Origin of the sequence: Cryobacterium gelidum (assembly GCF_004403985.1) — a bacterium.
In the GTDB taxonomy this organism is placed as follows: domain Bacteria; phylum Actinomycetota; class Actinomycetes; order Actinomycetales; family Microbacteriaceae; genus Cryobacterium; species Cryobacterium gelidum.
The window spans coordinates 496,951-520,183 of the sequence record NZ_SOHL01000003.1 but is presented as its reverse complement, the minus strand read 5'-3'; the positions used below and the strand labels follow the sequence as shown (position 1 = coordinate 520,183).

The window sequence follows — 23,233 nt, the reverse complement described above, 5'->3', positions numbered from 1 at the left end:
ATGGCAGTCGCGCGGCAATTCCATGGTCCGATCGACCTGCACGCACATTCGAGCGTGTCGGACGGCACCGAGACCCCCGCCGAACTCGTGCGGGCCGCTGCCGCTGCCGGCCTCGGCACCATCGCGCTGACCGACCACGACTCGACGGCCGGTTGGCCCGAAGCATCCGCTGCAGCGGAAGTTGAACACATGACACTTATTCCCGGAATGGAATTTAGCACCCGGGTGCAGTACGCCAGTGTGCATCTTTTGGCATATCTCTTCGACCCGGCCGATTCGGCCCTGCTCGCCGAATTGACCCGCGTGCGTGCCGCACGTTTCACCCGGGCCGAACAGATGGTTGCCCGCATCGGAGCGGACTATGACCTGAGCTGGGACGACGTGCTCGCCCAGACCACTCCGGAGGCGACCGTTGGCCGGCCGCACATCGCCGACGCCCTCGTCGCCCGCGGTCACGCCCTCAATCGCAGCGCCGCCTTCGCGGGCATCCTCCACTGGAAGGCCGGCTACTACCAGCCGCACTATGCCCCCGATCCGTTGCGGGCGATCCAACTCGTGCGAGCCGCCGGGGGAGTGCCGGTCATCGCCCACCCTGCCACCCGCGGGATCGACGATATTGTGGCGGAATCTCGGTTGAAGACCCTGGTCGAAGCCGGACTGTTCGGCCTCGAATTGGCGCACCGCGAGAACAAGCCCGAACCCACGGCACGGCTGTATGAGCTGGCTGCCAAGTTCGGGCTGGTCGTCACTGGCTCGAGTGATTACCACGGCACCGGCAAACCCAACCGGCTCGGCGAGAACACGACCGCCCCCGAGGTGCTCGAGCGCATCATCGCCGAGGGCCGCGGTTCGGCTCCCATCTACGGCTGATCTTTCGGCAGCGAATGCCGCGGCGTCGCCAGTTTCAGCGCCCGGTGGAACGGCGGCGCGTGAAACTAACGCATACGAAACAACGGCGCCGCGAACGAGTGTGGGGGAAACAGGAACGCCCGGCCCCGGGGCTGCCACGGCCGAAACGGCGACAGCCCAAGAGCCGGGCACGGATGGTTCTGTTTCGTTGTTAGATGGTGCTGCCGGACTGCGGAGAGCGACGACGCGTGCGGCTGCGACGCAGCGGCGCGCTGTTGCCGTCGTGGTGCTCGGCTCCGCCGCCATCGTGGGTGCCGGCAGCGGAGGTTGCGGCCGGGGCGTCCGGGTTGGTGCTGGAGCCAACGCGGGTGCGCGACCGAGTGGGCCGACTCGCCTCGTCGGCACCGGAAGCTACTGGGCTTGTCGCCGGGCGGTCTGAGCTGCGCGCGGAATCGCCATGGCCGGAACCGCGACCTCCCTCAGAACGACCAGAGCGTGCAGCGCCGGAACGACCCGAGTCGGAACGACTGCCGGCGCCGGAGCGTGCCCCGCCGGAACGACCGGCGCCGCCGGTGCGCGCATCACCAGCGGCGACATCCTTCACCGGGGTTGCCCGCAGGCGGCCCTTGGAGCCGGCTGGGATGTTCAGATCGGTGTAGAGGTGCGGCGACGACGAGTAGGTTTCCATCGGTTCCGGCTGGCCGAAGTCGAGGGCCTTATTGATCAGCGACCACTTGTGCAGGTCATCCCAGTCGACGAAGGTCACGGCGATGCCGTTCTTGCCGGCGCGACCGGTGCGGCCGACGCGGTGCAGGTACGCCTTCTCGTCTTCGGGAATGGTGTGGTTGATCACGTGGGTGACGTCTTCAACGTCGATGCCGCGAGCTGCGACATCCGTTGCGATCAGAATTTCCTTCTTACCGCTCTTGAAACTCGCCATGGCACGTTCGCGCTGCTCCTGATTCAGGTCGCCGTGCACGGCCGTGGCGTTGAAGCCACGATCGCCGAGTTCCTCGACGAGCTTCGCGGCGGCGCGCTTGGTGCGGGTGAAGATGATGGTCTTGCCGCGGCCCTCCGCCATGAGGATGCGGCCGATGACTTCGTCCTTGTCCATGTTGTGGGCGCGGTAGACGAGGTGCTCGATGTTGGCCTGCATCAGGCCCTCATCGGGGTCGGTCGCGCGAATGTGAATCGGACGGTTCATGAAGCGTCGGGCCAGGGCCACGATCGGTCCGGGCATCGTCGCCGAGAACAGCATGGTGTGGCGGGTCGACGGGGTCTGCGCGAAGAGCTTCTCGATGTCGGAGAGAAAACCGAGGTCGAGCATCTTGTCTGCTTCGTCGAGCACCATTTCGCGCACGTTGGCGAGAGTGAGCAGGCGCTGGCTGGCGAGGTCGAGCAGGCGGCCGGGAGTTCCGACGACAATCTGCGCGCCGGCCTTGAGCTGTTCGATCTGGCCCTCATAGGCCTTGCCACCGTAAATGGAAACGATCTTGGTGTTGCGGCCCGTCGCGGCGAGCTCGAGGTCTTCCGAGACCTGCACGCACAGTTCTCGGGTCGGAACGACGATGAGCGCCTGAACGCCGGGCTCGGGGTCGAGGCCGAGGCGCTGGATGACCGGAAGGCCGAAACCAAAGGTCTTGCCGGTGCCGGTCTTAGCCTGACCGATGATGTCCTGGCCGGCCAGGGCGAGGGGGATGGTCTGGGTCTGGATGGGGAACGGTTCGAGGATGCCCTTGGCAGCAAGGGAGTCGACCATGTCCTGGTCAATATTAAGTTCGGAGAAAGTCACGAATGTATGCCTGTCATTAACTGGAAGCGAAGTGCGCCCGTTTTTGCGTCTCGGGCAGCGGCCACCGATCCTTGCCGGCGACGTAATTCCACCTTACTGCCCCGTCTGTACCGCGGCCACAGGCGCGCTGTCCTAAGCTAAGCCCGTGGTCACGTGGTCCGGTCGGCGCCCGCAGCGCACTGAAGCTCCGCGGCTTTCCGCCCGCGGGGTGCTCCAGCCAACCGAAAAAATGGACATCAGTTCGCTCGCTCCCGGAGTGCGGCATTTTCTCGGCCAAGCCGCGTACCGCGAGCTCGGCGAGTTTGAAAGTCTGGCACGGGCCTTAGCCACCGCGCCGAACCTCGCCGTGAAGGAGGGACTCAGCACGGCCGCCGGTCGAGCGCTGAGCAAGCATCACGGCCTGATTACCGAGATTCGACGCCGCGGGCACGAGCCGGCCACCGAGATGGCCCCGTTCGTCGTGGCCCTCGATGGGTTTCGCCGCGAAACCAGCGGCGCCGAGTGGCACGAGCTGCTCCTGAGCTGCTACCTCTGCGGTGGTTTGCTCGACGATTTCTTTATTCGCCTGTCGGATGGCCTGCCGCGCGACATCGGGCCCCGAGTGGCGCAGCTGCTCGGTGAAGATTCCGGCACCGGTGTGCTGATACAGGAATTACAAACCGCCATCGAGAACGACGTGGCGCTTGGCTCACGGCTGGCCATGTGGGGCCGCCGACTCGTCGGTGACACCCTGCTCGTGGCCCGGTCGGCCATGCCGGCCGCCGACCCTGCCGAGGGTGCCGAGGCGCGCATCGAACCGGTCTTCACCGAGCTCATCGCAGCGCACACCCGCCGCATGGACGGCCTCGGCCTCACCGCCTAGCCGTTCGCCCAGCGAACCGGCCGAAGTCCTAGGCGGCGGACGCTGCGTTGGCGAGCCGTTGCAGCATCCGCTGGTCGCCGTGAATGCGTCGCCGACTGATCACAAGATTGAGCACGACGGATACGACGACAGTCCCCACGAGGGACACCCACCAGATCCACCCATTGGCCCAATTCAAGCCAAGCCAGGTCAGCGCGACCCAGAGAGCGGATGCCGCAACGGTTCCGATCGCCGGAACCAGCACCGAACCCTGGGTGGACCGACCGGGGAGAAAATACCGCGCGGCGAGGCCGATGACCGCGCCGAGCAGCGCGACGAACAGAAGCTCCATGGCTGGTTAGGCGACGAAACCGACGCGGCGCGATTCTTCGCTGCCGAGTTCGACGTAGGCGAGGCCCACCGTGGGAACGATGTACACCCGCCCCTTGCTGTCACTGAGCTTCAGATAGCCGGTCTGACCGGAGAGGGCCGCCGCAACGGTCTCCTCAATCTCGGTCGCTGGCTGCGAAGTCTCAAAACCGATCTCCCGCGGAGAGTTGAAAATACCAATGCGAATATCCACCGAACTGCCTTTCGTAGCCTTGCGCCCAGAGTACGACAGAACGCAGCGCCGCCCTGACCGAGTTCACTGTCGGCGCAACCCGTTACCGTTGAATTGTGACCACTCCGCGCATCAACCACCGGCTCGACGCCGCCCAGCAGGCCGTTCTCGACCTTCCAGACGGGGTGAGTGCCGCGGTGATCGGCGCTCCCGGCTCCGGCAAGACCTGGGCCCTCGTTGAACTCGTCGCCGACCGGGTCTTGAACCGGGGGTATTCGCCGAGTGAGGTACTCGTGCTCGTACCCACCCGCACCGGTGCAACCGCCCTGCGCGACCGAATCGCGCTGCGCCTCGCCGTGCCCACGAACGGGCCGCTGGCCCGCAGCACCAACTCGGTGGCCTTTCAGATTGTGCGTTCCGCGGTCGCCCAGGCCGGCGGGCCGACACCAACGCTGCTCACCGGCGGTGAACAAGACCAGATCATCGCCGAGCTGCTGCAGGGTCACCTCGACGATGAGGTCGGGTCGATGTCAGCCGGTACAACCCCGGCCTGGCCGGCCACGCTCGGCCCCGACGTGCGTGGCCTGCGCGGTTTCCGCACCGAACTGCGTGACCTCATGATGCGCGCCGTCGAGTACGGCGTGACCCCGGGCCAACTGGAGCGCTTCGGACTGGGGAGACCAGAGTGGGTTGCAGCAGCTGAGTTCATTCGCGGCTACGAAGAGGCCAAAGACCAGGCTCGCCCCGGTCAGTACGACTCCACCGAGCTGGCTCGCTATGCCGCGGCCATCGTGGCCGGAGCGGAGGCCGGACCGGCCGGAGCGGCAACGCTTGGGTCCCTGGCCGACGTGCGCCTGATCGTGCTCGACGACGCTCAGGAGGTCACGCAGGCAACGCTCACCCTGCTCGCCCAGTTTCAGGCGCGCGGCGTGGCGATCATCGCACTGGGCGACCCCGACATCACGACCGGCTCGTTCCACGGTGCGCATCCGGATGCCCTCGGCCGTCTTGGCGCGTATCTGGCCGCTGACCGCGGCCGGATGGCTGCCCCGATCGTGCTGCAGACCGTCTATCGACACGGGGCGGGTATCCGGAACGTTGTCCAACAGATCACCAGCAGGATCGGTGCGGCCGCGGCGGGTACTCAGCGCGCGGCGGCCAGCGCACCGGTCACCGTGCCGCTCACCGTGCCGCCCACCGTGCCCGGCGACGGCCTGGCGCACGTCGAGCCGGCCGCTGCGGATGCCGCCGCGGCCAATTCCGCCGCGGCCAATTCCACCGGTGCCAATTCCACCGGTGCCAATTCCACCGGTGCGGATTCCGCTGGTGCTGGTGCCGGCGCTGACGTTGCTGGTCAGCTGCCCAACGAGTCCGTGCACACCGTCATCGCGAGCAGCCCGGCCGATCAGCTCGCGGTGATCGCCCGGCTGCTGCGTGAACGCCACGTGATCAACGACACACCGTGGTCGCGCATGGCCGTGATCGTGCGCACCGGATCGCTCGTGCCGTCGATTTCCAAGGGGCTCGCCGCACTCGAGGTGCCGACCCAGGTCTCGACCGCGAGCACGGCACTGCGCGACGAATACGCGGTGAAGGCATTCATTCTGGCCCTCGAAGTGACCCTCGGGCGCGAACCGCTCGACCCCGAGGCGGCAATCGAGCTGTTGCGCGGCCCGCTCGGCGGGCTCGATCCGATCACCCTGCGCCGGCTGCGCGCCGCACTGCGTCAACACGAGCTGGGCCATCAGGAGCTGGGCGACGCAACCCCCACCCCGCGCAGCGCCGACGAACTGCTCGTCGCCGCCCTGCAGGACCCCGAATTGCTCGCCACCATCGACAATCGCACGGCTCGCCGTGCGGCCGGCTGCGGAGCGAGCCTGCGCCAGGCACGAATTGAATACAAGGCCGGCGCCACCATCGAAGAACTGCTCTGGGGCCTGTGGCGGCGCAGCGGTCTCGACCGGGAGTGGAAGGAACAATCCACTGGCACCGGCATTGTCGCCGACGAAGCCAACCACAACCTCGACGCCGTCGTCGCTTTGTTCTCGGCCGCGCAACGCTTTGTTGAACGCACCCCGTCGGCTCCGCCGGTGTTGTTCCTCGAGCACCTCGTCGACACCGATGTGCCCGAGGATACCCTCGCGCCGCGCGCCCTCGGCGCGGCCGTGACCGTGTCCAGTCCGAGCGGCACCATCGGGCGGGACTTCGACATCGTCGTTCTCGCCGGTGTGCAGGCCAACGTCTGGCCCGACCTGCGCATTCGCGGATCGCTGCTTGGCGCCGGCGACCTCGCCCTGGTCGCCTCCGGGCAACACGCTCCTGGCACCGATGCACGCACCGCGGTGCTCCACGACGAACTGCGCATGTTCGCTCAGGCCGCCAGCCGCGCCACGACCGAGCTGCTCATCACCGCCGTCAACAATGAAGAAAACGAACCGTCGGCGTTCCTGCGCCTGCTGCCACAGCCGGGCCCCGAGCATGACATCGACGACCTCGCCCGCTACCCGTTGTCGCTGCGCGGCCTGGCCGGGCGGCTGCGCCGCGACCTGACCCGCGCCATCCGCTCGCCGGCCCGCACCGATTCCGACACCGTCTCCCGAGCAGCGGATGCCGCGGCCACGCTGGCCCGTCTTGCCCGCGAAAGCGTGCCAGGCGCCGCGCCCGACGACTGGTACGGGCTGACCGACCCAAGCACCGTGCGCCCGCTCAACGACCCGGACTCCGGCGATCAGCCGGTGCGCGTCTCGCCATCGCGCATGGCCGCATTCGAAACCTGCCCGCTGCACTGGCTGATCGGTCAGGTCGGCGGCGGCAACTCGAACACGGCCGCGAACCTCGGCACGATCATTCACAAGGTGATGGAGGACGCCACCGACCGCCGGCCCGAAGCCCTCTGGCAGGGGGTGGAAGCCCGCTGGAACGAACTCGACTTCGACGCCGACTGGCAGTCGCGCGTGCAGAAGGTCGCCGCACGGGCGCTCACCGACAGGCTCGCTTCCTACCTGCTGGATTTTGAGCAGGGCGGCGGTGAGCTATTGAGCGCCGAGGGCACCTTCCAACTGGAGGTCAGTGGCGCCGTGCTGTCGGGTACCATCGACCGGGTGGAACGCCAATTCGATGGACGGGCCGTCATCGTCGATCTGAAGACCGGCAAGGGTGACGCGACCAGCGATACCGGCGTCGCCGAGCATCCCCAACTCGGCGCCTACCAGCTGGCATTCCAGGACGGCGCTATCGACGGCGTGCCCGCTGACATGACCCTGGCCGGTGCGCGCCTCGTCATCGTCTCCTCCGGCACGGTCAAACAGAACTACCGCAATCCCACCCAGACCGCCTTCAGTCCGGAGCAGCTCGACGCTTTCCGCACCCGGGTCGGCGACGACGCGGCCGGCATGGGCGGCGCCACTTTCATCGCCGAGATCACCTCGCACTGCCTCGACCCGCGCAGCCACGGGTCCTGCCGCATCCACGTCATCAAGCAGGTCAGCTCATGAGTCCCACAACGACAGTCACCACGGTTTCGGCACTCGACATTGCCGCCCAGCTCGAGCTGCCTCCGCCCACGAGTGAGCAGCAGGCCGTGATCGAGGCGCCGCTCACGCCCACCCTGGTGGTCGCCGGTGCTGGCAGCGGCAAGACCGAGACCATGGCCAACCGGGTGCTGTGGCTGCTCGCCAACGGCCATGCCCGCCCCGACCAGATTCTCGGACTCACCTTCACCCGTAAGGCCGCCGGCGAATTGGGCGAACGCATCAACAAACGCATCACCGACCTCGATGCGGCCGGCCTCATGCCGGTCATGGCCGGTCCCGATGACGAGATGTCCGCCGAGTCCTCGGACCTGTTCAACACCCCGAGCGTCTCCACCTACAACTCCTTCGCCAGCCGGCTGTTCACCGACAACGCCCTGCTGCTCGGCCGTGAACCGGAGTCGGTGCTGCTGAGCGAAACCAGCGCCTGGCTGCTTGCCCGGCGGGTCGTCGTCGAGCATGGCGACGGACGGCTCGTGCCATTCGGCAAGAGCATCGACCAGGTCACCGACGCCGTGCTGCAGCTTAGTCGTGCCCTCGCCGAGAACCCGCCGGCCCGGCGCGACGGCGCTCCGGGTGCCCCGCACGACCTCACCGCCCTGGCCGAGAGTTTCGTCTACCTGCCCGATCTGCCTTACGGCAATCCGCGTAAGAAAACCCCGTACGGCTCGGTCGTCGATTCCGTGGCAGCGGTCGCACCGCTGCCGGTGCTTGCCGAACTCGCCGCCCGCTACAGCAGCGAGAAACGCCGACTGGGACTGATCGAATTCTCCGATCAGGTGGCGCTGGCGCTGCAGGTGTGCCAGAAAGTGGCTGCGGTCACAGACCGCTACCGCGACCAGTACCGGATCGTGCTCCTCGACGAATACCAGGACACCTCGGTGTTGCAGACCGAGCTGCTGCACACCCTGTTCCGTGACCACCCGGTGATGGCGGTCGGCGATCCACACCAGTCCATTTACGGATGGCGCGGCGCCAGCTCCGCGAACCTGCTCGGCTTTGCCCGCGATTTCAGCTCTACGGCTACGGCTCCGACCATGTCGTTGTCCTTCACCTGGCGCAACCCCGCACTCGTGCTCGACACCGCTAACGCCCTGGTGGCCCCGTTGAGCGAAGCCCTGCGCGCCAAAGCGGGGGGAATCCAGGTCGAAACGCTTAAAGTCCCGGCCGGAACCCGACCCGGCGGCGTCGACGCGCTCATGGCGCAAACCATCGCCGAGGAGGCCGGCGCGGTCGCTGACTGGTTTGCCGCTCGTGTGGTCGGCGACCACACCGGCGCGATGCTGTTTCGTGCGCGTCGTGAAATGGATTACTTCGCCGAGGTGCTGAGGGCGCACGGCGTGCGCGCCCACGTGCTCGGCCTCGGCGGGCTGCTGTCGACACCGGAGGTGGCCGACGTGGTGAGTGTGCTGCGCGTGGTGCACGACCCCGCTGCCGGCAGCGAGCTGGTGCGCCTGCTCAGCGGCGCCCGCTATCGCGTCGGAGCACGCGATCTGCAGGCGCTCGCCGACGTGGCCCGCTGGCTGGCCGCGCACGACTGGGCGCAGAAAGCCATCTCGGCTGACCTGCGGGGCAAGCTGCGGGCATCCGTCGCCGGCGATGAGGGCAGCTCCCTCGTCGACGCGATCGACTTTCTCGGCACGGCCCCCGACTCCCACGGCCAATTCGCCGGATTCAGCGAGCTCGGGCGCGCCCGTGTGCAGTCGGCCGGCCGGCAACTGGCCTGGCTGCGATCCCGTGCCGGCCTGCCGCTGCTCGACTTCGTGCGCCTGATCGAGCAGGAATTTCGGCTCGACATCGAACTGACCGCGAACGAGGCCAACGATCTCGGCCTCGCCAACCTGTATTCCTTCCACGACACGGTGACCGCGTTTCTCGACAGCGACGAGCAGGGCACCCTGGCCAGCTTTCTGCGCTGGCTGAAGCGGGCGGAGCTGCAAGACGACCTCGGCCCGCGTGCCGAGCTGTCGGAACAGGGCACCGTGCAATTGCTCACCATTCACGGCGCCAAGGGCCTCGAATGGGACTTCGTCGCCATTCCCAACCTCGAAGAAAAGAGCCTGCCAGCGGCCTCCCGCGACACCAGCGGCTGGCTGCGCTTCGGCGAATTGCCCTACGGTTTTCGCGGCGACCGGTCGGAGCTTCCCGTGCTCGAGCTAGCCGGGCACGACACCCAATTCGACTACGACCTGGCCTTCCAGGCCTACAAAGCAGAGTTGGCGTCGCGGCATGACGACGAAGAGCGCCGGCTCATTTACGTGGCCACCACCCGCGCCAAGCGTGAATTGCTGTTGACCGGCTCGTTCTGGGGACCTGGACTGACCGCGCGGAGGCCCAGCCGCTATCTGACGGAACTTGTCGAAGCCGGGCTCATTGCCGCCATCCCCGACGCGAGTGTCGAGGCCGACAAACCCGACTTCGCCGATGACGGCACCGAGCTGTGGCCATTCGACCCCCTCGGCACCCGCCGGGCACTGGTTGAAGCCGCCGCAACGCGGGTGCGGAACAGTGAAGCGGATGCCCCCACCCGCTGGTCCGCCGCGGTCACTTTGCTGCTTGCGGAACGGGCTCTGCGGCTGGCTGGCGGCGCGGTGGCGCCCGTCCCGGCGCGCATCCCGGCTTCCCGGTTCAAGGACTACGTCGACGACCCGGCCGGTGTCGCCGCGGAACTGCGCCGCCCCATGCCCCAACGCCCCTATCGAGCCACCCGGCTCGGCACGCTGTTCCACTCCTGGGTCGAGCGGCGCGCCGGCGGTGCCACCGGCACCGACCGCATCGATGCCAGCCTGAATGAACTGGACTTCGGCGATGACGACGAGGGTACCGGCACCCTGAGCGACCTCGCGGTGCCCGAGCAGGAGCAGTTCGCGGTGCTCCAGGCCACCTTCGAACGTTCCGAATGGGCCGAGCGGATGCCCGTCGACGTCGAGATCGAAATTCACCACGTACTCGGCGGCCAGGTCTTCGTCTGCAAGCTCGACGCCGTCTACCAAACCGCGACCGGGTACCAGGTCGTCGACTGGAAAACCGGGCGGGCACCCAAGAACGCCGCCGACCTGGAACTCAAGCAAACCCAGCTCGCGCTCTACCGGCTCGCCTACGCCCGCTGGAAGGGTATCGATCCGGGTATCGTCGACGCCGTGTTCTACTTCGTCGCCGACGATACCGTCATCGCGCCCGATCGCCTCTACTCAGAGGAAGACCTGCTCGCCGCCTGGTCCGGAGCGATGGCCCCGGTGCGCGAGTCGTTGGACTCCCCAGAGTCAGAGTCAGAGTCGGCGGTGAGCCCGGAGAAGTCGTAGCTGTCGGTGTGCATCGCTGCGTGTTGGTCGTAATCCCGGGCGGCGCGCGGCATATGGTCGAGCATGTTCTCCACGTCGCCGACGGTCATGATCGGGCCGGTTACGGGGGAGAGCGGCTGCTGGGTGTGGCTGTGCACCGTGTCGACGAGGCCGTCGAGCATCGCGACGGCGTCATCGACGATGGACTGGTCGTGGCTGCTCACGCCGTGCAGCAACCAGCGGGCCAGTTCCAGCTCGGCGTAGAGCATGGCGCGCTGGGTGATGTGGCTGTCGCTGCCCTGACGTGCGGTCGAATACGCCGTGATGGCCAGTTCGGCTGCGTCGCCGCGCGCAGCGAGCAACCAGTGCAAGTCCCGCGCCGGATCGCCGACGGCCAGGCCAGACCAGCCGAGAATTCCCGATACGGCATCGTCGGTGATCAGAATGGAATCGGCCGACATCGACCCGTGCACCACTGCCGGCGCGAACTGCCAGAGGGCGTCGTCGTCGGTGGCCTGTTCCCAGCGGCGCAGCAGCGCGGCGGGCAGATAACCGGTGTTGGCGGCCCGGTCGATCAGGTCGATCGCATCCGTGCGGCACTGTTGGGCGCTCTGCTGCGGCAGCCCGGCGGTGCCGATGAAGGCGCTCGGCAGCGCGTGGATCGCGGCGATGGCCCGGCCGATCGACCCCGAGACGCCCTCGTGTCCGGTGAGGGCATCCGCCTCGAAGCTGTCGCCGGCCAGAAGCTCATAGACGACGGCGCGGGTGCCCTGAATCGGCGTCTGGCCGACGTATTCCGGCACATCGAACGGTAGCCGGCTTCGATTGCCGGTGGTGAGCGCGCGCAGGGCCACGAGGTCGGCGGACTGCTCGGTTTCGGCCGACTGGCTGGTGGGAACGCGAATGATCAGCGCCCGCCCGTCTTTGTCGATAACGAGCGCCGAGTCGAACAGTCCGTGCGCGCCGGCACTGTGCTTTCGGGCGTAGGCCACGTCGAGCCCCGTAACTGCGGAGGTGGCTAACGCGGCTAGAGTGAGTTGAGTTCTGGCCATGCCTACTAGGTTAGATCGACTTCCGGTCGCGTGGCTGTTCGCCACGCCTCCACACACACGTTCTCGCAGAGCTCGGAGATAAACCATGTCGTTCACTTTCACGACGCGGTTGCCGCTGTCTCGTCACGCGGTCGACCGTGACCACCTGAGCCGCGCAATTCCCGGTCTGTTCGACGAGCTCTGCGCTGATGCCGCCACCCGCTTTCTGCCCGTCTGGCACGGCAAAATGCTGCTCGCGCCGCACAGCCCCGCCGCCGCCAGCGCCAGCGCTACCGCCGTGCACCTGGCCCTGCTGCCGTCGAGCAGCGTGCCAGCGAGCCGACGAAACGCCAGCCTCCGCGTCTACCTCGGCCGGTCGCTACCGACCGACCTGCCCGAACCGGCCGGCACCCGCATCGTGGCGGTTCAGCTCGATGATGACGACGCCGCTCTTCTTGAACCCGACGAGGGCCGATGGGTGGGCCTGCGCACGGTCGCAACCGCGCTCGGCGACCGTGACGCCGGCCTGTTCACCGAGGCCCTCGGCGTACTCAACTGGCACGCCTCGCACGGGCACTGCCCGCGCTGCGGCGCGGCCACCGTGGTCGAGGAGGCCGGTTGGGTGCGCCGCTGCCCCGTCGACAACAGCCAGGTGTTCCCACGTACCGACCCGGCCGTGATCGTGCTCATCACCGACGCCGACGACCGCATCCTGCTCGGCTCCAATGCTATGTGGGAAAACAATCGCTACTCCTTGCTTGCCGGATTCGTCGAACCCGGCGAGGCCCTGGAATCGGCCGTGATCCGCGAAATGTTTGAAGAATCCGGATTGCGGGTCACCGATCCGGCCTATGTCGGCTCCCAGCCGTGGCCCTTCCCGGCCTCGGTCATGTGCGGGTTCACCGCTCGACTCGCCGACGACCAGCAGGCCGGTGATCTGCTGCCCGACGGCGCCGAGATTCTGGCGCTGCGCTGGTTCAGCCGGAAGGAACTGCACGAGGCCGCCGAGTGGATGCTGCTACCCGGCCCGTCGTCAATCGCGCACGCCATGATCGAACGCTGGTTTGGTGCACCCTTGCGCGCCTCACCCGAATTGATCCGCCCGTGACGGTGACCGCCGACTCGCTGCTGCAGGGCCTCGACGAGCAGCAGCGCATTGCCGCCGAAGCGCTGATCGGCCCCGTCTGCATGCTCGCCGGTGCCGGAACCGGCAAGACCCGCGCCATCACGCACCGCATCGCGCTCGGCGTGCTCACAGGCGCCTACGCCCCCAACCGGGTCATGGCGCTCACCTTCACGAGCCGCTCGGCCGCCGAACTACGCGGTCGCCTGCGCCAGCTCGGCGCCGGCGGGGTGGCCGCCCGTACCTTCCACGCCGCCGCCCTATCTCAGCTGAACTACTTCTGGCCGCACGTCGTCGGAGGGCAGGCACCGCGCATCCTCGACGGTAAGGGCCGAATTCTCGGGCACGCCGCCGAGGCCCTGCACCTCAAAATCGATACGGCCACCCTGCGTGACCTCGCGGCCGAGGTGGAGTGGCGCAAGACCAGCGGCCTGAGCATCGAGCAGTATGCGGCGGGCATCGCCCGCCGCAGCCTGCCAGGCCGGCTCGACGTCGGCCAGGTCGTCGACCTGCAACAGACCTACGAGAAGCTCAAGGACGATCGCAAGCAGATCGACTTCGAAGATGTGCTGCTGGCCATGGCCGGCATGATCGAGGCCGAACCGTCGGTGGCACTGCAGGTTCGGGAGCAGTACCGGTTCTTCGTCGTCGATGAATATCAGGACGTCTCCCCGCTGCAGCACGACCTGCTCGCGCTGTGGCTCGGCGACCGTCGCGACCTCTGCGTCGTCGGTGACGCCAGCCAGACCATCTACTCCTTCGCCGGTGCCCGCAGCGACTACCTGCTCGACTTTCCCAAACACTACGAAGATGCCACGGTGGTGCGTCTCGAGCAGAACTACCGGTCGACGGCGCCGATCGTCTCGGCCGCCAACCAGCTCATGCGCGGCCGCTCCGGCGCCCTCACCCTGCACGCCGCGCAATCCGACACCGGCCCCGACCCGAGCGTGCGCGGCTACGCCTCGGATATGGCCGAGGCTCGCGGCGTCGCCGAGCAGATTCTGCAGCTCATCGACACCGGCACCAAACCCGAGGACATCGCCGTCTTGTTTCGGGTCAACGTGCAGGCGGCGCTGCTCGAAACGGCGCTGACCGAGGTGGGAGTGAGCTACCAGATTCGCGGCGCCAAACGGTTCTTCGACCTGCCGGAGGTGAAGCAGGCGGTGATGAGCCTGCGCGCGGCATCCGTTTCCATCATCGGGGAACCGCTGTTCAAATCGGTCAGCGACGTGTTGCGTTCCCTCGGCTGGAGCCAGACCGCCCCGGAGACGCGCGGTGCAGTGCAGTCCAGGTGGGAATCGCTCAACGCCCTGATGGGCCTGGTCGACCAGGCCGCCGCCGGCACAACCTTTCGCCAGTTCACCGATGAGCTGATGGAACGCCAGGCCGGCCAGCACGAACCGACGGTGTCGGCGGTGACGCTGGCCACCATGCACTCGGCGAAGGGCCTCGAGTGGGACGCCGTGTTCGTGGTCGGCCTCAGCGAGGGCCTCGTACCGATCAGCTACGCGAGCACTTTTGAGCAAATCGACGAGGAACGCCGGCTGCTCTACGTCGGCATCACCCGGGCCCGGCGCCGACTGGCGCTCAGCTGGTCATCTTCAGGTGTGCAGGCTCGGGCAGCTCGGGAACGATCCCGGTTTCTGCAAGAGCTTGGCAGCCGCACCGCTCGTGGAGCCGGTGCGCGGACCGCGTAATCGTCCCCGTGACGGCGTCAATGCGCAGCGATCGGGCGAACACCGTGGACCGTCCCGAATCCAATCGATCCTGCACGAGGCCGGCTACCCGGGCGGCGACCTCGAAGCTCAGCCTGGGCGTTTCGCTCGGGGCCTGCCGCGGGGCCAACTGACAGGCCATGGCCGGCCAGGCGGGATCCTCATCGACGTGCACGAGTTCGAGACAGGTCAGGCAGGGCCCGCGGCCCGGTTCGACCAACGGCCCCACCCGCGCGGCGCTGTCACTGAAGACCACCGGTAGGTGAGGAATATCGCGGCGCAGCCAGTACCCATGACGCTCAGGGTAGAAGACGTAGTGCCCGACCAGCACCGCCAGCTCGGGGTCGGCGCCGCGGGCCGCCTCTTGGATTCCGAGGGTGGCCAGCAGGGCACGCACGCGAGACGCCGTTGGTCCGACGCCGTCGACGTGCACGGTGCGGGGCACCGGGGTGACCGGAGCGTGCGCGTCGTCGGGCACGTACAGCAGCGCCGGCTCGAGCAAATCGAGCAGGTGCGTCACCTCGGCAGCGGATGCCCCGGCGAGCGTTCCCAGCAGCATCGCACCCGATCGGTGCACCCCCACGACCAGGGCTGACAGCACGGCCTCGTGAGCGAGAGTCAGCCCGCTGATCGTGACGATGGCCTGGTCGACGCCGAGTTGCACGCACTCCGGGGTGCGCCACACCAGCGGGTATCGAGGATTCAGTCGAAGGGCCATGCCGACATGATGACGTACCTGACCCGAGCAGGAAAAAGTTTTCCACAGGCACGGTGTCGACGGGATGAAGATGCGGGCGCGCGCACGCCGACTCGTGGGTTCGCATCTGAGCGCGCCCGCACCTGGTCCATTTCAAAGCGGCGCGAACTAGTAGCGGATGACCACGCGACCGTCGATCTTGCCGTGCTTCATCTCGTCGAGTATCTCGTTCACCTCGTCGATGCGGCGTTCGGAGACCGTGGGGTGAATCTGGCCGCGAGCGTAGAACTGCAGAGCTTCTTCCATATCCTGACGGGTGCCCACGATGGAGCCGCGAATGGTGAGGCCCTTGAGCACGATATCGAAGATCGGCGCGGGAAAGTCTCCCGGCGGCAGACCGTTGAAGACGATGGTCCCGCCACGACGCGTCATGCCGATGGCCTGGCCGAAAGCGGCCGGGTGTACCGCAGTCACGAGCACACCGTGCACACCGCCGGTGGCTTTCTGTATGGCGGCGACCGGGTCGCCATCGAGGGCATTGATCACAAGCTCAGCACCGTGCTTGCGCGCGAGGTCAAGCTTGTCGTCGGCGATGTCGACGGCCGCAACGCGCAGTCCCATTGCCTTGGCATACTGCACGGCGATGTGGCCGAGGCCGCCGATGCCGGAGATGACAACCCACTGGCCCGGACGCGCCTCGGTCATCTTGAGGCCCTTATAGACGGTGACGCCGGCACAGAGCACCGGCGCGATCTCGATCGGGTCGGCGCCATGGGGAATGCGCACGGCGAAGCGGGAGTCGACGAGCATGTACTGCCCGAACGAACCGTCAACGCTGTAGCCGCCGTTCTGCTGCGCCTCGCACAGGGTTTCCCAGCCGGTACGGCAGTACTGGCAGCTGCCGCAGGCGCTCCAGAGCCAAGCGTTACCAACGAGATCGCCGATGGCGAGGTCGTCGACGCCGGCACCCAGGGCGACGACCTCGCCCACACCCTCGTGCCCGGGGATGAACGGCGGGCTAGGCTTCACCGGCCAGTCGCCCTCCATGGCGTGCAGGTCTGTGTGACAGACACCGCTGCTGATCAGTTTGACCAGGGCCTGACCCGGACCAGGCGACGGCACGGCAACTTCGTCGATTGACAGGTTCTTGCCGAACTCATGCACGACGGCCGCGCGCATGGTCGGTGGCACCTCAGCGGATGTTCTCGTTTCGGTCTCGATGATTGTCATTGCCAAACTCCTTCGTTTGGGACATTTTGTCCGTGACACGACGGTAGATCAGCACAGGTTGCGGCAACGTTGCGGCCGCACCGAGGGGTAGAAAAAGTATCTACTCCTCGTGCGGGCGCTCGGCGCCGTCATCGCGCAACAGGTCTTCGAGCGCCTGGTCGACGTCGTCGAGTACTTCGGGTTCCCCGCGGGCCGCGCTGGTGAGGCGGGCGATGAGCTGCTGGGGATCGTCGATGTCCTGCTCCTGCGGCAGCAGGTCGGGGTGCGACCAGAGCGCATCGCGCGCTTCGTTGCCCACGGCATCCGTCACGGCCTGCCACATCGCGGCGGCCTCTCGCAGCCGGCGCGGGCGCAGTTCGAGACCGACGAGCGTAGCAAACGCGGACTCGGCCGGGCCGCCGGAGGCCCGGCGACGTTTGACCGTTTCGGCGATGGCATCTGCTTTGGGCAGTCGGACCGTGGCGTGAGCGGTGACGACGTCGACCCAGCCCTCGACCAGGGCGAGCATCGTCTCGAGGCGGGACAGGGCAGCGATCTGCGACTCAGACTTCTGCTGAATGAGTGAACCGTCGACCATGGCCTGGCGCAGGTCTTCGGGGTTGGAGGGATCGAAGCTTCCGGCCAGGTCTTCGAGTCGGCTGGAGTCGATGCTGATTCCGCGGGCATAGGCGGTGACCGCGCTGGTCAGGTGCAGACGCAGCCAGCGGGCGTGCCGAAACAGTCGAGCGTGGGCGATCTCGCGCACGGCCAGGTAGATCTGCACCTGATCGGGCGCAACGTCGAGGCCGGCACCGAAGTCGTCAACGTTCTGGGGAAGAAGGGCGGCCTGCTGCTCGCCAAGCAGCGGAATGCCCACGTCGCCGCCACTGACAACCTCGCTGGCCAGCTGGCCGACAACCTGGCCGAGCTGCATGGCAAACAGGGTGCCGCCGATGCTGCGCACGAGCTGGCTCGCATTGGCGACCATGCCCTGCATCTCTTCGGGCACCTGTTCGGCGAACACCCGAGTGAGGGAGTCGGAAATGCTCGTGGCGACCGGTTCGGCCAGCTGAGTCCAGAGCGGCATGGTCGCGGTGACCCACTCTCGACGGGTCATCAGACGCGGTTCAACGGTGAGTTCGGCTACCGTGATGACATCATCGAGCCAGAGGGCCGCGATGTGAAAGGCCTGGCGCAACTGGGTCTGCTGCTCATCGGTTGCCGTGAGCTGGCCGTTGGCCGCCCGCTGCTGACCCTGAGTGAGCGCAATCTGCCAATCCACACCGGTGCCCTGGGTGTTCAGGGCGCCCTGCAGCTGTTGCATGAGCGCGGCTACACTCGCCGGGTCATTGGGCAGACCGGCCGCACCGGCAAGCTGACTCGGGTCGATGCCGCTCTTGCCGCTCAGAATGTCACGCAGCATGTCGCGGAACTCGTCACTGGGGTTGTTATCGCCGGGCTCGCCCGGGTTCTGTTCGTTCGGGGGTAAGGAGTCGTCGGCCACTTCAGGCCCCTCTCAGTTGCATACTTCTACGCTAGTGCGAGAAGCCCGCTCGGGGCTGGGAAACGTCCTAGGCTGAAGGGCTTGCTGTGCGCCCGTCGCGAACACAGCCCGCAACCTGGCACAAACGAACACGGAAGGAGCACGGTGGCTCTCTTCACCGATGACTCACCCGCACCGCGACGTGCGCGGCGCTCTGGCCCGTCCGTCGGCTGGACGGCGCTGTTGATCGCCCTGGTCGCCGGGGTGATCCTCGGCATCATGCCTGCCCCCTACGTAATCGAGAAGCCCGGCCCGGTCTACAACACCCTCGGTTCCGCCACCCACGACAATGTCGAAACCGCTCTGATTACCATCCCCGACGAGACGGTCTACCCCACCGCGGGCACGCTCGACCTGCTCACCGTTTCGCTGCTCGGCAACCGGGAGAATCGCCCGAGCTGGCTCACCGTGGCCGGAGCCTGGCTCGACCCGAGCGAGGCCGTGCTGCCCATCGATCAGGTTTTTCCCGCGAATGTCAGCACAGAACAGCGTGATGCGCGCAGCAGCGCCGACATGATTAATTCCCAACAGGATGCCATCGCGGCGGCACTCACGCATCTCGGCTACGACTACCCCACGACCGTCTCGGTGGCCAGCCTGCCCGACGGTTCCCCGGCGCAGGGAGTCATCGAGCCCAACGATCAAATCTCCGCGGTGAACGGCACGCAGGTGTCCAGCGTCCAGGAACTGCGGGTCGCCCTGCAGACCAACGGGGCTGACACTGCGGCGAGCCTGGACATTGTGCGGGGCGGCGTCGCCCAAACCGTGTCGGTCACGCCGATCGACAACGACGGCACGATCGTGGCCGGGGTCAACGTCTCGGTCGCCTACGATTTCCCGTTCCAGGTGCAGATTCAGCTCGACAAGGTCGGCGGCCCAAGTGCCGGCTTGATGTTCGCCCTCGGCATCATCGACAAGCTCACGCCCGGCAAACTGCAGGGCGGCGAAAACGTGGCCGGTACCGGAACGATCGACCAGTCCGGTTCGGTCGGCCCGATCGGCGGCATCCGGCAGAAGCTGCACGGCGCGGTCGAAAACGGCGCCAACTGGTTTCTCGCCCCCGCCGACAACTGCAACGAGGTGACCGGCAATATTCCCGACGGTCTGACCGTATTGTCGGTGGCCACCCTCGACGAAGCACTCACGGCGCTCGACGCGATCAAGACCGGTGCCGACACGAGCGAACTCCCGAGCTGTCCGGCCGAGTAGGGCCGCGAACCACTCGCAGTGGTGACTCTTTCAGGGGCGCGTAAGTAAGATGGAGGCTGACCCTGATCACTTAGAGCAAGAGGCCAATTCGTGAGTTCATCAGCAGCCGACAACGCCCCACGGCGCAGCCGAGCCCCGCTAGCAATCACCGCAGCGATTATCGCGGGGTTGGTGATCCTGTTCTTCATCTTTGCGGGCCTGTATACCGATGTGCTGTGGTTCGACCAACTCGGGTATCTCAACGTACTCACCACGCAGTGGGTCGCCGGCACGGTGCTGTTCCTGATCGGATTCGTCGCCATGGCCGTACCGGTCTGGGTGAGCATTCAGCTGGCCTACCGCCTGCGCCCAGTTTATGCGAAGCTCAATTCGCAGCTCGATCGTTACCAGCAGGTCATCGAGCCGTTGCGCCGCCTCGCGATGTTCGGTATCCCCGCCCTTCTGGGCATGTTCGCTGGTGTGGCCGCCGCCACCCGCTGGCAGACCGTGCTCATGTGGCTCAACCGCACCGAGACTGGGCGCGTTGACCCGCAGTTCAACTTCGACATTTCCTTCTACCTGATGGATTTGCCGTTCTACCAGGCCGTGCTTGCCTTCGCCTCCGCCGTCGTGCTCATCTCGGCCTTGGTCGTGGTCGCTACCAGCTACCTGTACGGGTCCATCCGGGTGTCCGGCCGTGAGGTGCTCATCTCCAAGGCCGCCCGCGTACAGATCGCCATCACGGCGGCCCTGTATCTGCTGCTCCAGGCCGTGAGTATCTGGTTCGACCAGTACTCCACCCTGACCAACCAGGGCACGCTCATCACCGGCGCCGGCTACACCGACGTCAACGCCACCATCCCCGGCCGCGCCATCCTCGCCGGCATCGCCGCAGTGGTCGCCCTACTCTTCATTCTCACGGCCATCATCGGCCGCTGGCGTCTACCGGTCATCGGCACCGCGCTGCTGATCGTGTCGAGCCTACTGATCGGCTCGCTCTACCCCTGGGTCGTCGAGCGTTTCCAGGTGGAGCCGAGTGCGAAATCGCTTGAGGAACCGTATATCGCGCGCAATATCGACCTCACCCGCGATGCCTATGACGTCGCCAACATCGAGGAGATTCCGTACAACGCGAAAACCACCGCCGAACCCGGCGCCCTGCGCGCCGACGCCGCGACGACGGCGAATATTCGTATTCTCGACCCGGCCCTAGTCAGCGACTCGTTCCGCCAGCTCGAGCAGTTCCGTCAGTACTACCAGTTCCCCGACAACCTGAACGTCGATCGATACATGATTGATGGAGTGTCGCAAGATACCGTCGTTGCCGTGCGAGACCTCAACATCGACGGTTTGAACACCGGTAACACCTGGGTCAACTCGAAGACGGTCTACACCCACGGCTATGGTGTCGTGGCCGCCTACGGCAACCAGCGCTCGGTCGACGGCCAGCCGGTGTTCCTCGAATCCGGCATTCCTACTAGCGGAGCCCTCGGCGACTTCGAACCGCGCATCTACTTCGGCGAAACCTCCCCCGAGTACTCCATCGTCGGAGCCGAAAAGGGCGCGAACCCGATCGAACTCGACTATCCGTCGGGCGCAGAGGGCGCTGGCCAGACCTACACGACGTTTTCCGGAGACGGCGGACCGAAACTCGACAACGCGTTCAAGAAGCTCATTTACGCGCTTAAGTTCCAGTCTGAACAAATCTTCCTGGCCGCATCGGTCAACGACAAGTCGGAGATTCTCTACGATCGTGACCCGGTCACTCGCGTGCAGAAGGCTGCACCGTACCTGACGCTCGATTCCGACGCCTACCCCTCGGTCGTTGATGGTCGGGTCAAGTGGATCATCGACGGCTATACGACCTCGGCGAACTACCCCTACTCGACGCCGGTGAGCCTGAGTGATGCTATCGCCGACACGCAGACACCACCGCAGCCGTACGCCCTCGACAGCATCAATTACATGCGCAACTCGGTCAAAGCCACCGTCGACGCCTACAGCGGCGAGGTCACCCTGTACGCCTGGGACGACAAGGAGCCGCTGCTGCAGACCTGGCAGAAGATCTTCCCCTCGACGCTCAAACCCATGAGCGAGATGAGCGGCGACCTGATGAGCCACGTGCGTTACCCGGCCGACCTGTTCAAGGTTCAGCGGGCCATCCTCGGCCAGTACCACGTCACCGACCCCGGCTCGTTCTACTCCAAGGACGACGCTTGGATCTCACCGAACGACCCGGACTCTCCTCCGAGCAACCCCACCCTGCAGCCGCCCTACTACCTCACCATGCAGGTACCAGGAGCGGACAAGCCTTCATTCTCGTTGTACTCGACCTTCCAGCCGGAAGCGACCGGTGCATCCAGTCGTAACGTGCTCTATGGCTACCTAGCTGTAGATGCCGATGCCGGTTCCGCCGACGGCGTGCGCGCCGACGGATACGGCCAGCTGAGGCTGCTCAACCTGCCCAAGGACGGCACTGTGCCCGGCCCCGGCCAGGTGCAAAACGTCTTCAACGCCGACCCGACGGTCTCGACCGAGCTCAACCTGCTGCGGCAGGGATCCTCAACCGTGCTGAACGGAAACCTGCTAACCCTCCCGGTCGGTGGCGGTCTGCTCTACGTGCAGCCGGTTTATGTGAAGTCAACCGGTGAGACCAGTTACCCGCTGCTACAGAAGGTGCTCGTGGCCTTCGGCGATCAGATCGCGTTCGAAGACACCCTCAACGGCGCCCTCGATGTGCTGTTTGGTGGCGATTCGGGTGCGACAGCCGGTGACACGGCCGTGCCGGACCCGGCTGCTACGGGGGGAACAACGGGCGGCACGACTGGTGGTGCTGCCGGTGGCGCGGACGTGCCGACCGGGTCGACGGGTGATGCGGCAACGAATGCCCAACTGAAGTCGCTTCTCGCCGTCGCCAAGACGGCGGTGGCCGACAAGGCGACCGCACTCGCCGCCGGCAACTTCGCCGCCTACGGCACCGCAGACGCCAAGCTCTCCGAGACGATCGCGAGCATGCTCACGCTGCTCGGTGAGTAGCCCACCGCACGACCTGCCGCAAGCCCTCACCGTCTCGGGTGGGGGCTTGCGCTCGTTCGGGCGATGGTGTTCGATGCTGAATAGGACGCAATATCTGTTCCTGTTTTGCAATAGCGACCCGAAGTGGTCGACCGGGCTTTCAGGGTGTGCTAAATTTGATCTTGTAGCGCGGGGTGGAGCAGTTCGGTAGCTCGCTGGGCTCATAACCCAGAGGTCGTAGGTTCAAATCCTGCCCCCGCAACGAAAAAGTCCAGATCAGAACAAGCTTTTCGATCCCTCAACAGGGAGTGAAAAATGACTGACTCGGCGCAAATCCGGCGTAGCCCATGGCTACGCCGGATTTTTTTGTCTCTGCAGGAGGTGCGCCTCGAACGCCCTCGTCACCGTTCGGGATCGTTCGTGCACCTGTCTGGTATGACTAAGACAGCACACATAATCCCGAGCCTCGAGGCCGTCCTGACGACGAGTGAACTCGCCGCTCACCTCGGCGTCCCGGTGCAGACCATCCACGATCTCCGCCACGCCCATCGCGGCCCGCGTGGTTTCCGAGTGGGGCGCGAGATGCGCTACCGAGTCTCCGAGGTACAGCGCTGGGTCGAAGCCCTGGAATCCCAAGACCAGGCCGCAGACCGTCCGGGAGGCGAAGCAGAGCCTGCGGATCAGGTGCATCGCCGATGCTGGGCTCTCTGACTTGAAAGTCACGCCGCATACGTTCAGGCGAACCGCCGGCACGACCATCGCCCGCGCCACTGACGCCGAGACAGCCGCAGAAGTTCTAGGCAACAGCCGCAAGATCGCTAAAAAGCACTACATCGAGGCGGAGGAGCCGACGCCGA

16 protein-coding genes and 1 tRNA gene are annotated in these 23,233 nt (G+C 66.3%); 10 read left to right on the top strand and 7 right to left on the bottom strand.

Features of this window, described 5'->3' with window-relative positions; genetic code table 11:
• Positions 1-870 (top strand): PHP domain-containing protein, encoded by an 870-nt coding sequence (locus tag E3T50_RS02580; RefSeq protein ID WP_134550394.1) that lies wholly within the window; start codon positions 1-3, stop codon positions 868-870.
• Positions 871-1,060: 190 nt separating this feature from the next.
• On the opposite strand, the gene E3T50_RS02575 is transcribed toward E3T50_RS02580, so the two are convergent.
• Entirely contained in the window at positions 1,061-2,641 is a 1,581-nt protein-coding gene (locus E3T50_RS02575) for a DEAD/DEAH box helicase (protein ID WP_134550393.1), read from the bottom strand.
• 145 nt (positions 2,642-2,786) lie between these two features.
• Here E3T50_RS02575 and E3T50_RS02570 point away from each other — a divergent pair, with 145 nt between their 5' ends.
• Complete coding sequence (locus tag E3T50_RS02570; RefSeq protein WP_241990706.1) at positions 2,787-3,503, top strand: ferritin-like fold-containing protein; 717 nt, start codon at positions 2,787-2,789, stop codon at positions 3,501-3,503.
• 28 nt (positions 3,504-3,531) lie between these two features.
• On the opposite strand, the gene E3T50_RS02565 is transcribed toward E3T50_RS02570, so the two are convergent.
• Positions 3,532-3,834 carry a hypothetical protein gene (locus E3T50_RS02565; protein WP_134550392.1) on the bottom strand — a complete coding sequence of 101 codons (303 nt, stop codon included), beginning with the start codon at positions 3,832-3,834 and terminating at the stop codon, positions 3,532-3,534.
• 6 nt (positions 3,835-3,840) lie between these two features.
• On the bottom strand, positions 3,841-4,065 hold the full coding sequence (locus E3T50_RS02560) for a DUF3107 domain-containing protein (RefSeq protein WP_092108379.1): 225 nt from the start codon (positions 4,063-4,065) through the stop codon (positions 3,841-3,843).
• Positions 4,066-4,160: 95 nt separating this feature from the next.
• On the opposite strand from E3T50_RS02560, the gene E3T50_RS02555 reads away from it, so the two are divergent.
• Positions 4,161-7,538, top strand: a complete 3,378-nt coding sequence (locus E3T50_RS02555; RefSeq protein WP_134550391.1) for an ATP-dependent helicase — start codon at positions 4,161-4,163, stop codon at positions 7,536-7,538.
• Entirely contained in the window at positions 7,535-10,876 is a 3,342-nt protein-coding gene (locus E3T50_RS02550) for an ATP-dependent DNA helicase (RefSeq protein WP_134550390.1), read from the top strand. Before E3T50_RS02555 ends, E3T50_RS02550 begins: the two co-directional genes overlap by 4 nt.
• Here the strand turns inward: E3T50_RS02550 and E3T50_RS02545 are convergent.
• Positions 10,762-11,907, bottom strand: a complete 1,146-nt coding sequence (locus E3T50_RS02545) for a phosphotransferase (RefSeq protein WP_198417926.1) — start codon at positions 11,905-11,907, stop codon at positions 10,762-10,764. The two genes, E3T50_RS02550 and E3T50_RS02545, sit on opposite strands and share 115 nt — an antisense overlap.
• Positions 11,908-11,992: 85 nt before the next feature.
• Here E3T50_RS02545 and nudC point away from each other — a divergent pair, with 85 nt between their 5' ends.
• Entirely contained in the window at positions 11,993-12,994 is a 1,002-nt protein-coding gene (gene nudC / locus E3T50_RS02540) for an NAD(+) diphosphatase (RefSeq protein ID WP_134550389.1), read from the top strand.
• Positions 12,995-12,996: 2 nt separating this feature from the next.
• The gene (locus E3T50_RS02535; protein ID WP_134464542.1) at positions 12,997-14,706 is read left to right on the top strand and encodes an ATP-dependent helicase; all 1,710 of its coding nucleotides are present in this window, start codon (positions 12,997-12,999) and stop codon (positions 14,704-14,706) included.
• On the opposite strand, the gene E3T50_RS02530 is transcribed toward E3T50_RS02535, so the two are convergent.
• The 3 genes from E3T50_RS02530 to E3T50_RS02520 all read right to left on the bottom strand — a co-directional run bounded on the left by E3T50_RS02530 (position 14,597) and on the right by E3T50_RS02520 (position 18,053).
• Positions 14,597-15,442, bottom strand: coding sequence for a hypothetical protein (locus tag E3T50_RS02530; RefSeq protein ID WP_134550388.1), 846 nt, complete (start codon positions 15,440-15,442; stop codon positions 14,597-14,599). The genes E3T50_RS02535 and E3T50_RS02530 overlap by 110 nt on opposite strands.
• A gap of 147 nt (positions 15,443-15,589) precedes the next feature.
• On the bottom strand, positions 15,590-16,600 hold the full coding sequence (gene adhP, locus E3T50_RS02525) for an alcohol dehydrogenase AdhP (RefSeq protein ID WP_134550487.1): 1,011 nt from the start codon (positions 16,598-16,600) through the stop codon (positions 15,590-15,592).
• A gap of 151 nt (positions 16,601-16,751) precedes the next feature.
• A complete protein-coding gene (locus tag E3T50_RS02520; protein ID WP_134550486.1) occupies positions 16,752-18,053 on the bottom strand; it encodes a zinc-dependent metalloprotease in 1,302 nt (433 codons plus the stop codon).
• Between the two features lie 225 nt (positions 18,054-18,278).
• Here E3T50_RS02520 and E3T50_RS02515 point away from each other — a divergent pair, with 225 nt between their 5' ends.
• The 4 genes from E3T50_RS02515 (at position 18,279) to E3T50_RS02500 (ending at position 23,087) form a co-directional block, all read left to right on the top strand.
• Positions 18,279-19,382: a YlbL family protein gene (locus E3T50_RS02515; protein WP_134550387.1), complete on the top strand. Its 1,104-nt coding sequence runs from the start codon at positions 18,279-18,281 to the stop codon at positions 19,380-19,382.
• A gap of 90 nt (positions 19,383-19,472) precedes the next feature.
• The gene (locus E3T50_RS02510) at positions 19,473-22,397 is read left to right on the top strand and encodes a UPF0182 family membrane protein (RefSeq protein WP_241990705.1); all 2,925 of its coding nucleotides are present in this window, start codon (positions 19,473-19,475) and stop codon (positions 22,395-22,397) included.
• A 167-nt stretch (positions 22,398-22,564) separates the two neighbouring features.
• A tRNA-Met gene (locus E3T50_RS02505) sits at positions 22,565-22,638 on the top strand.
• 173 nt (positions 22,639-22,811) lie between these two features.
• The gene (locus E3T50_RS02500; RefSeq protein WP_134550386.1) at positions 22,812-23,087 is read left to right on the top strand and encodes a helix-turn-helix domain-containing protein; all 276 of its coding nucleotides are present in this window, start codon (positions 22,812-22,814) and stop codon (positions 23,085-23,087) included.
• Positions 23,088-23,233 lie beyond the last annotated feature (146 nt).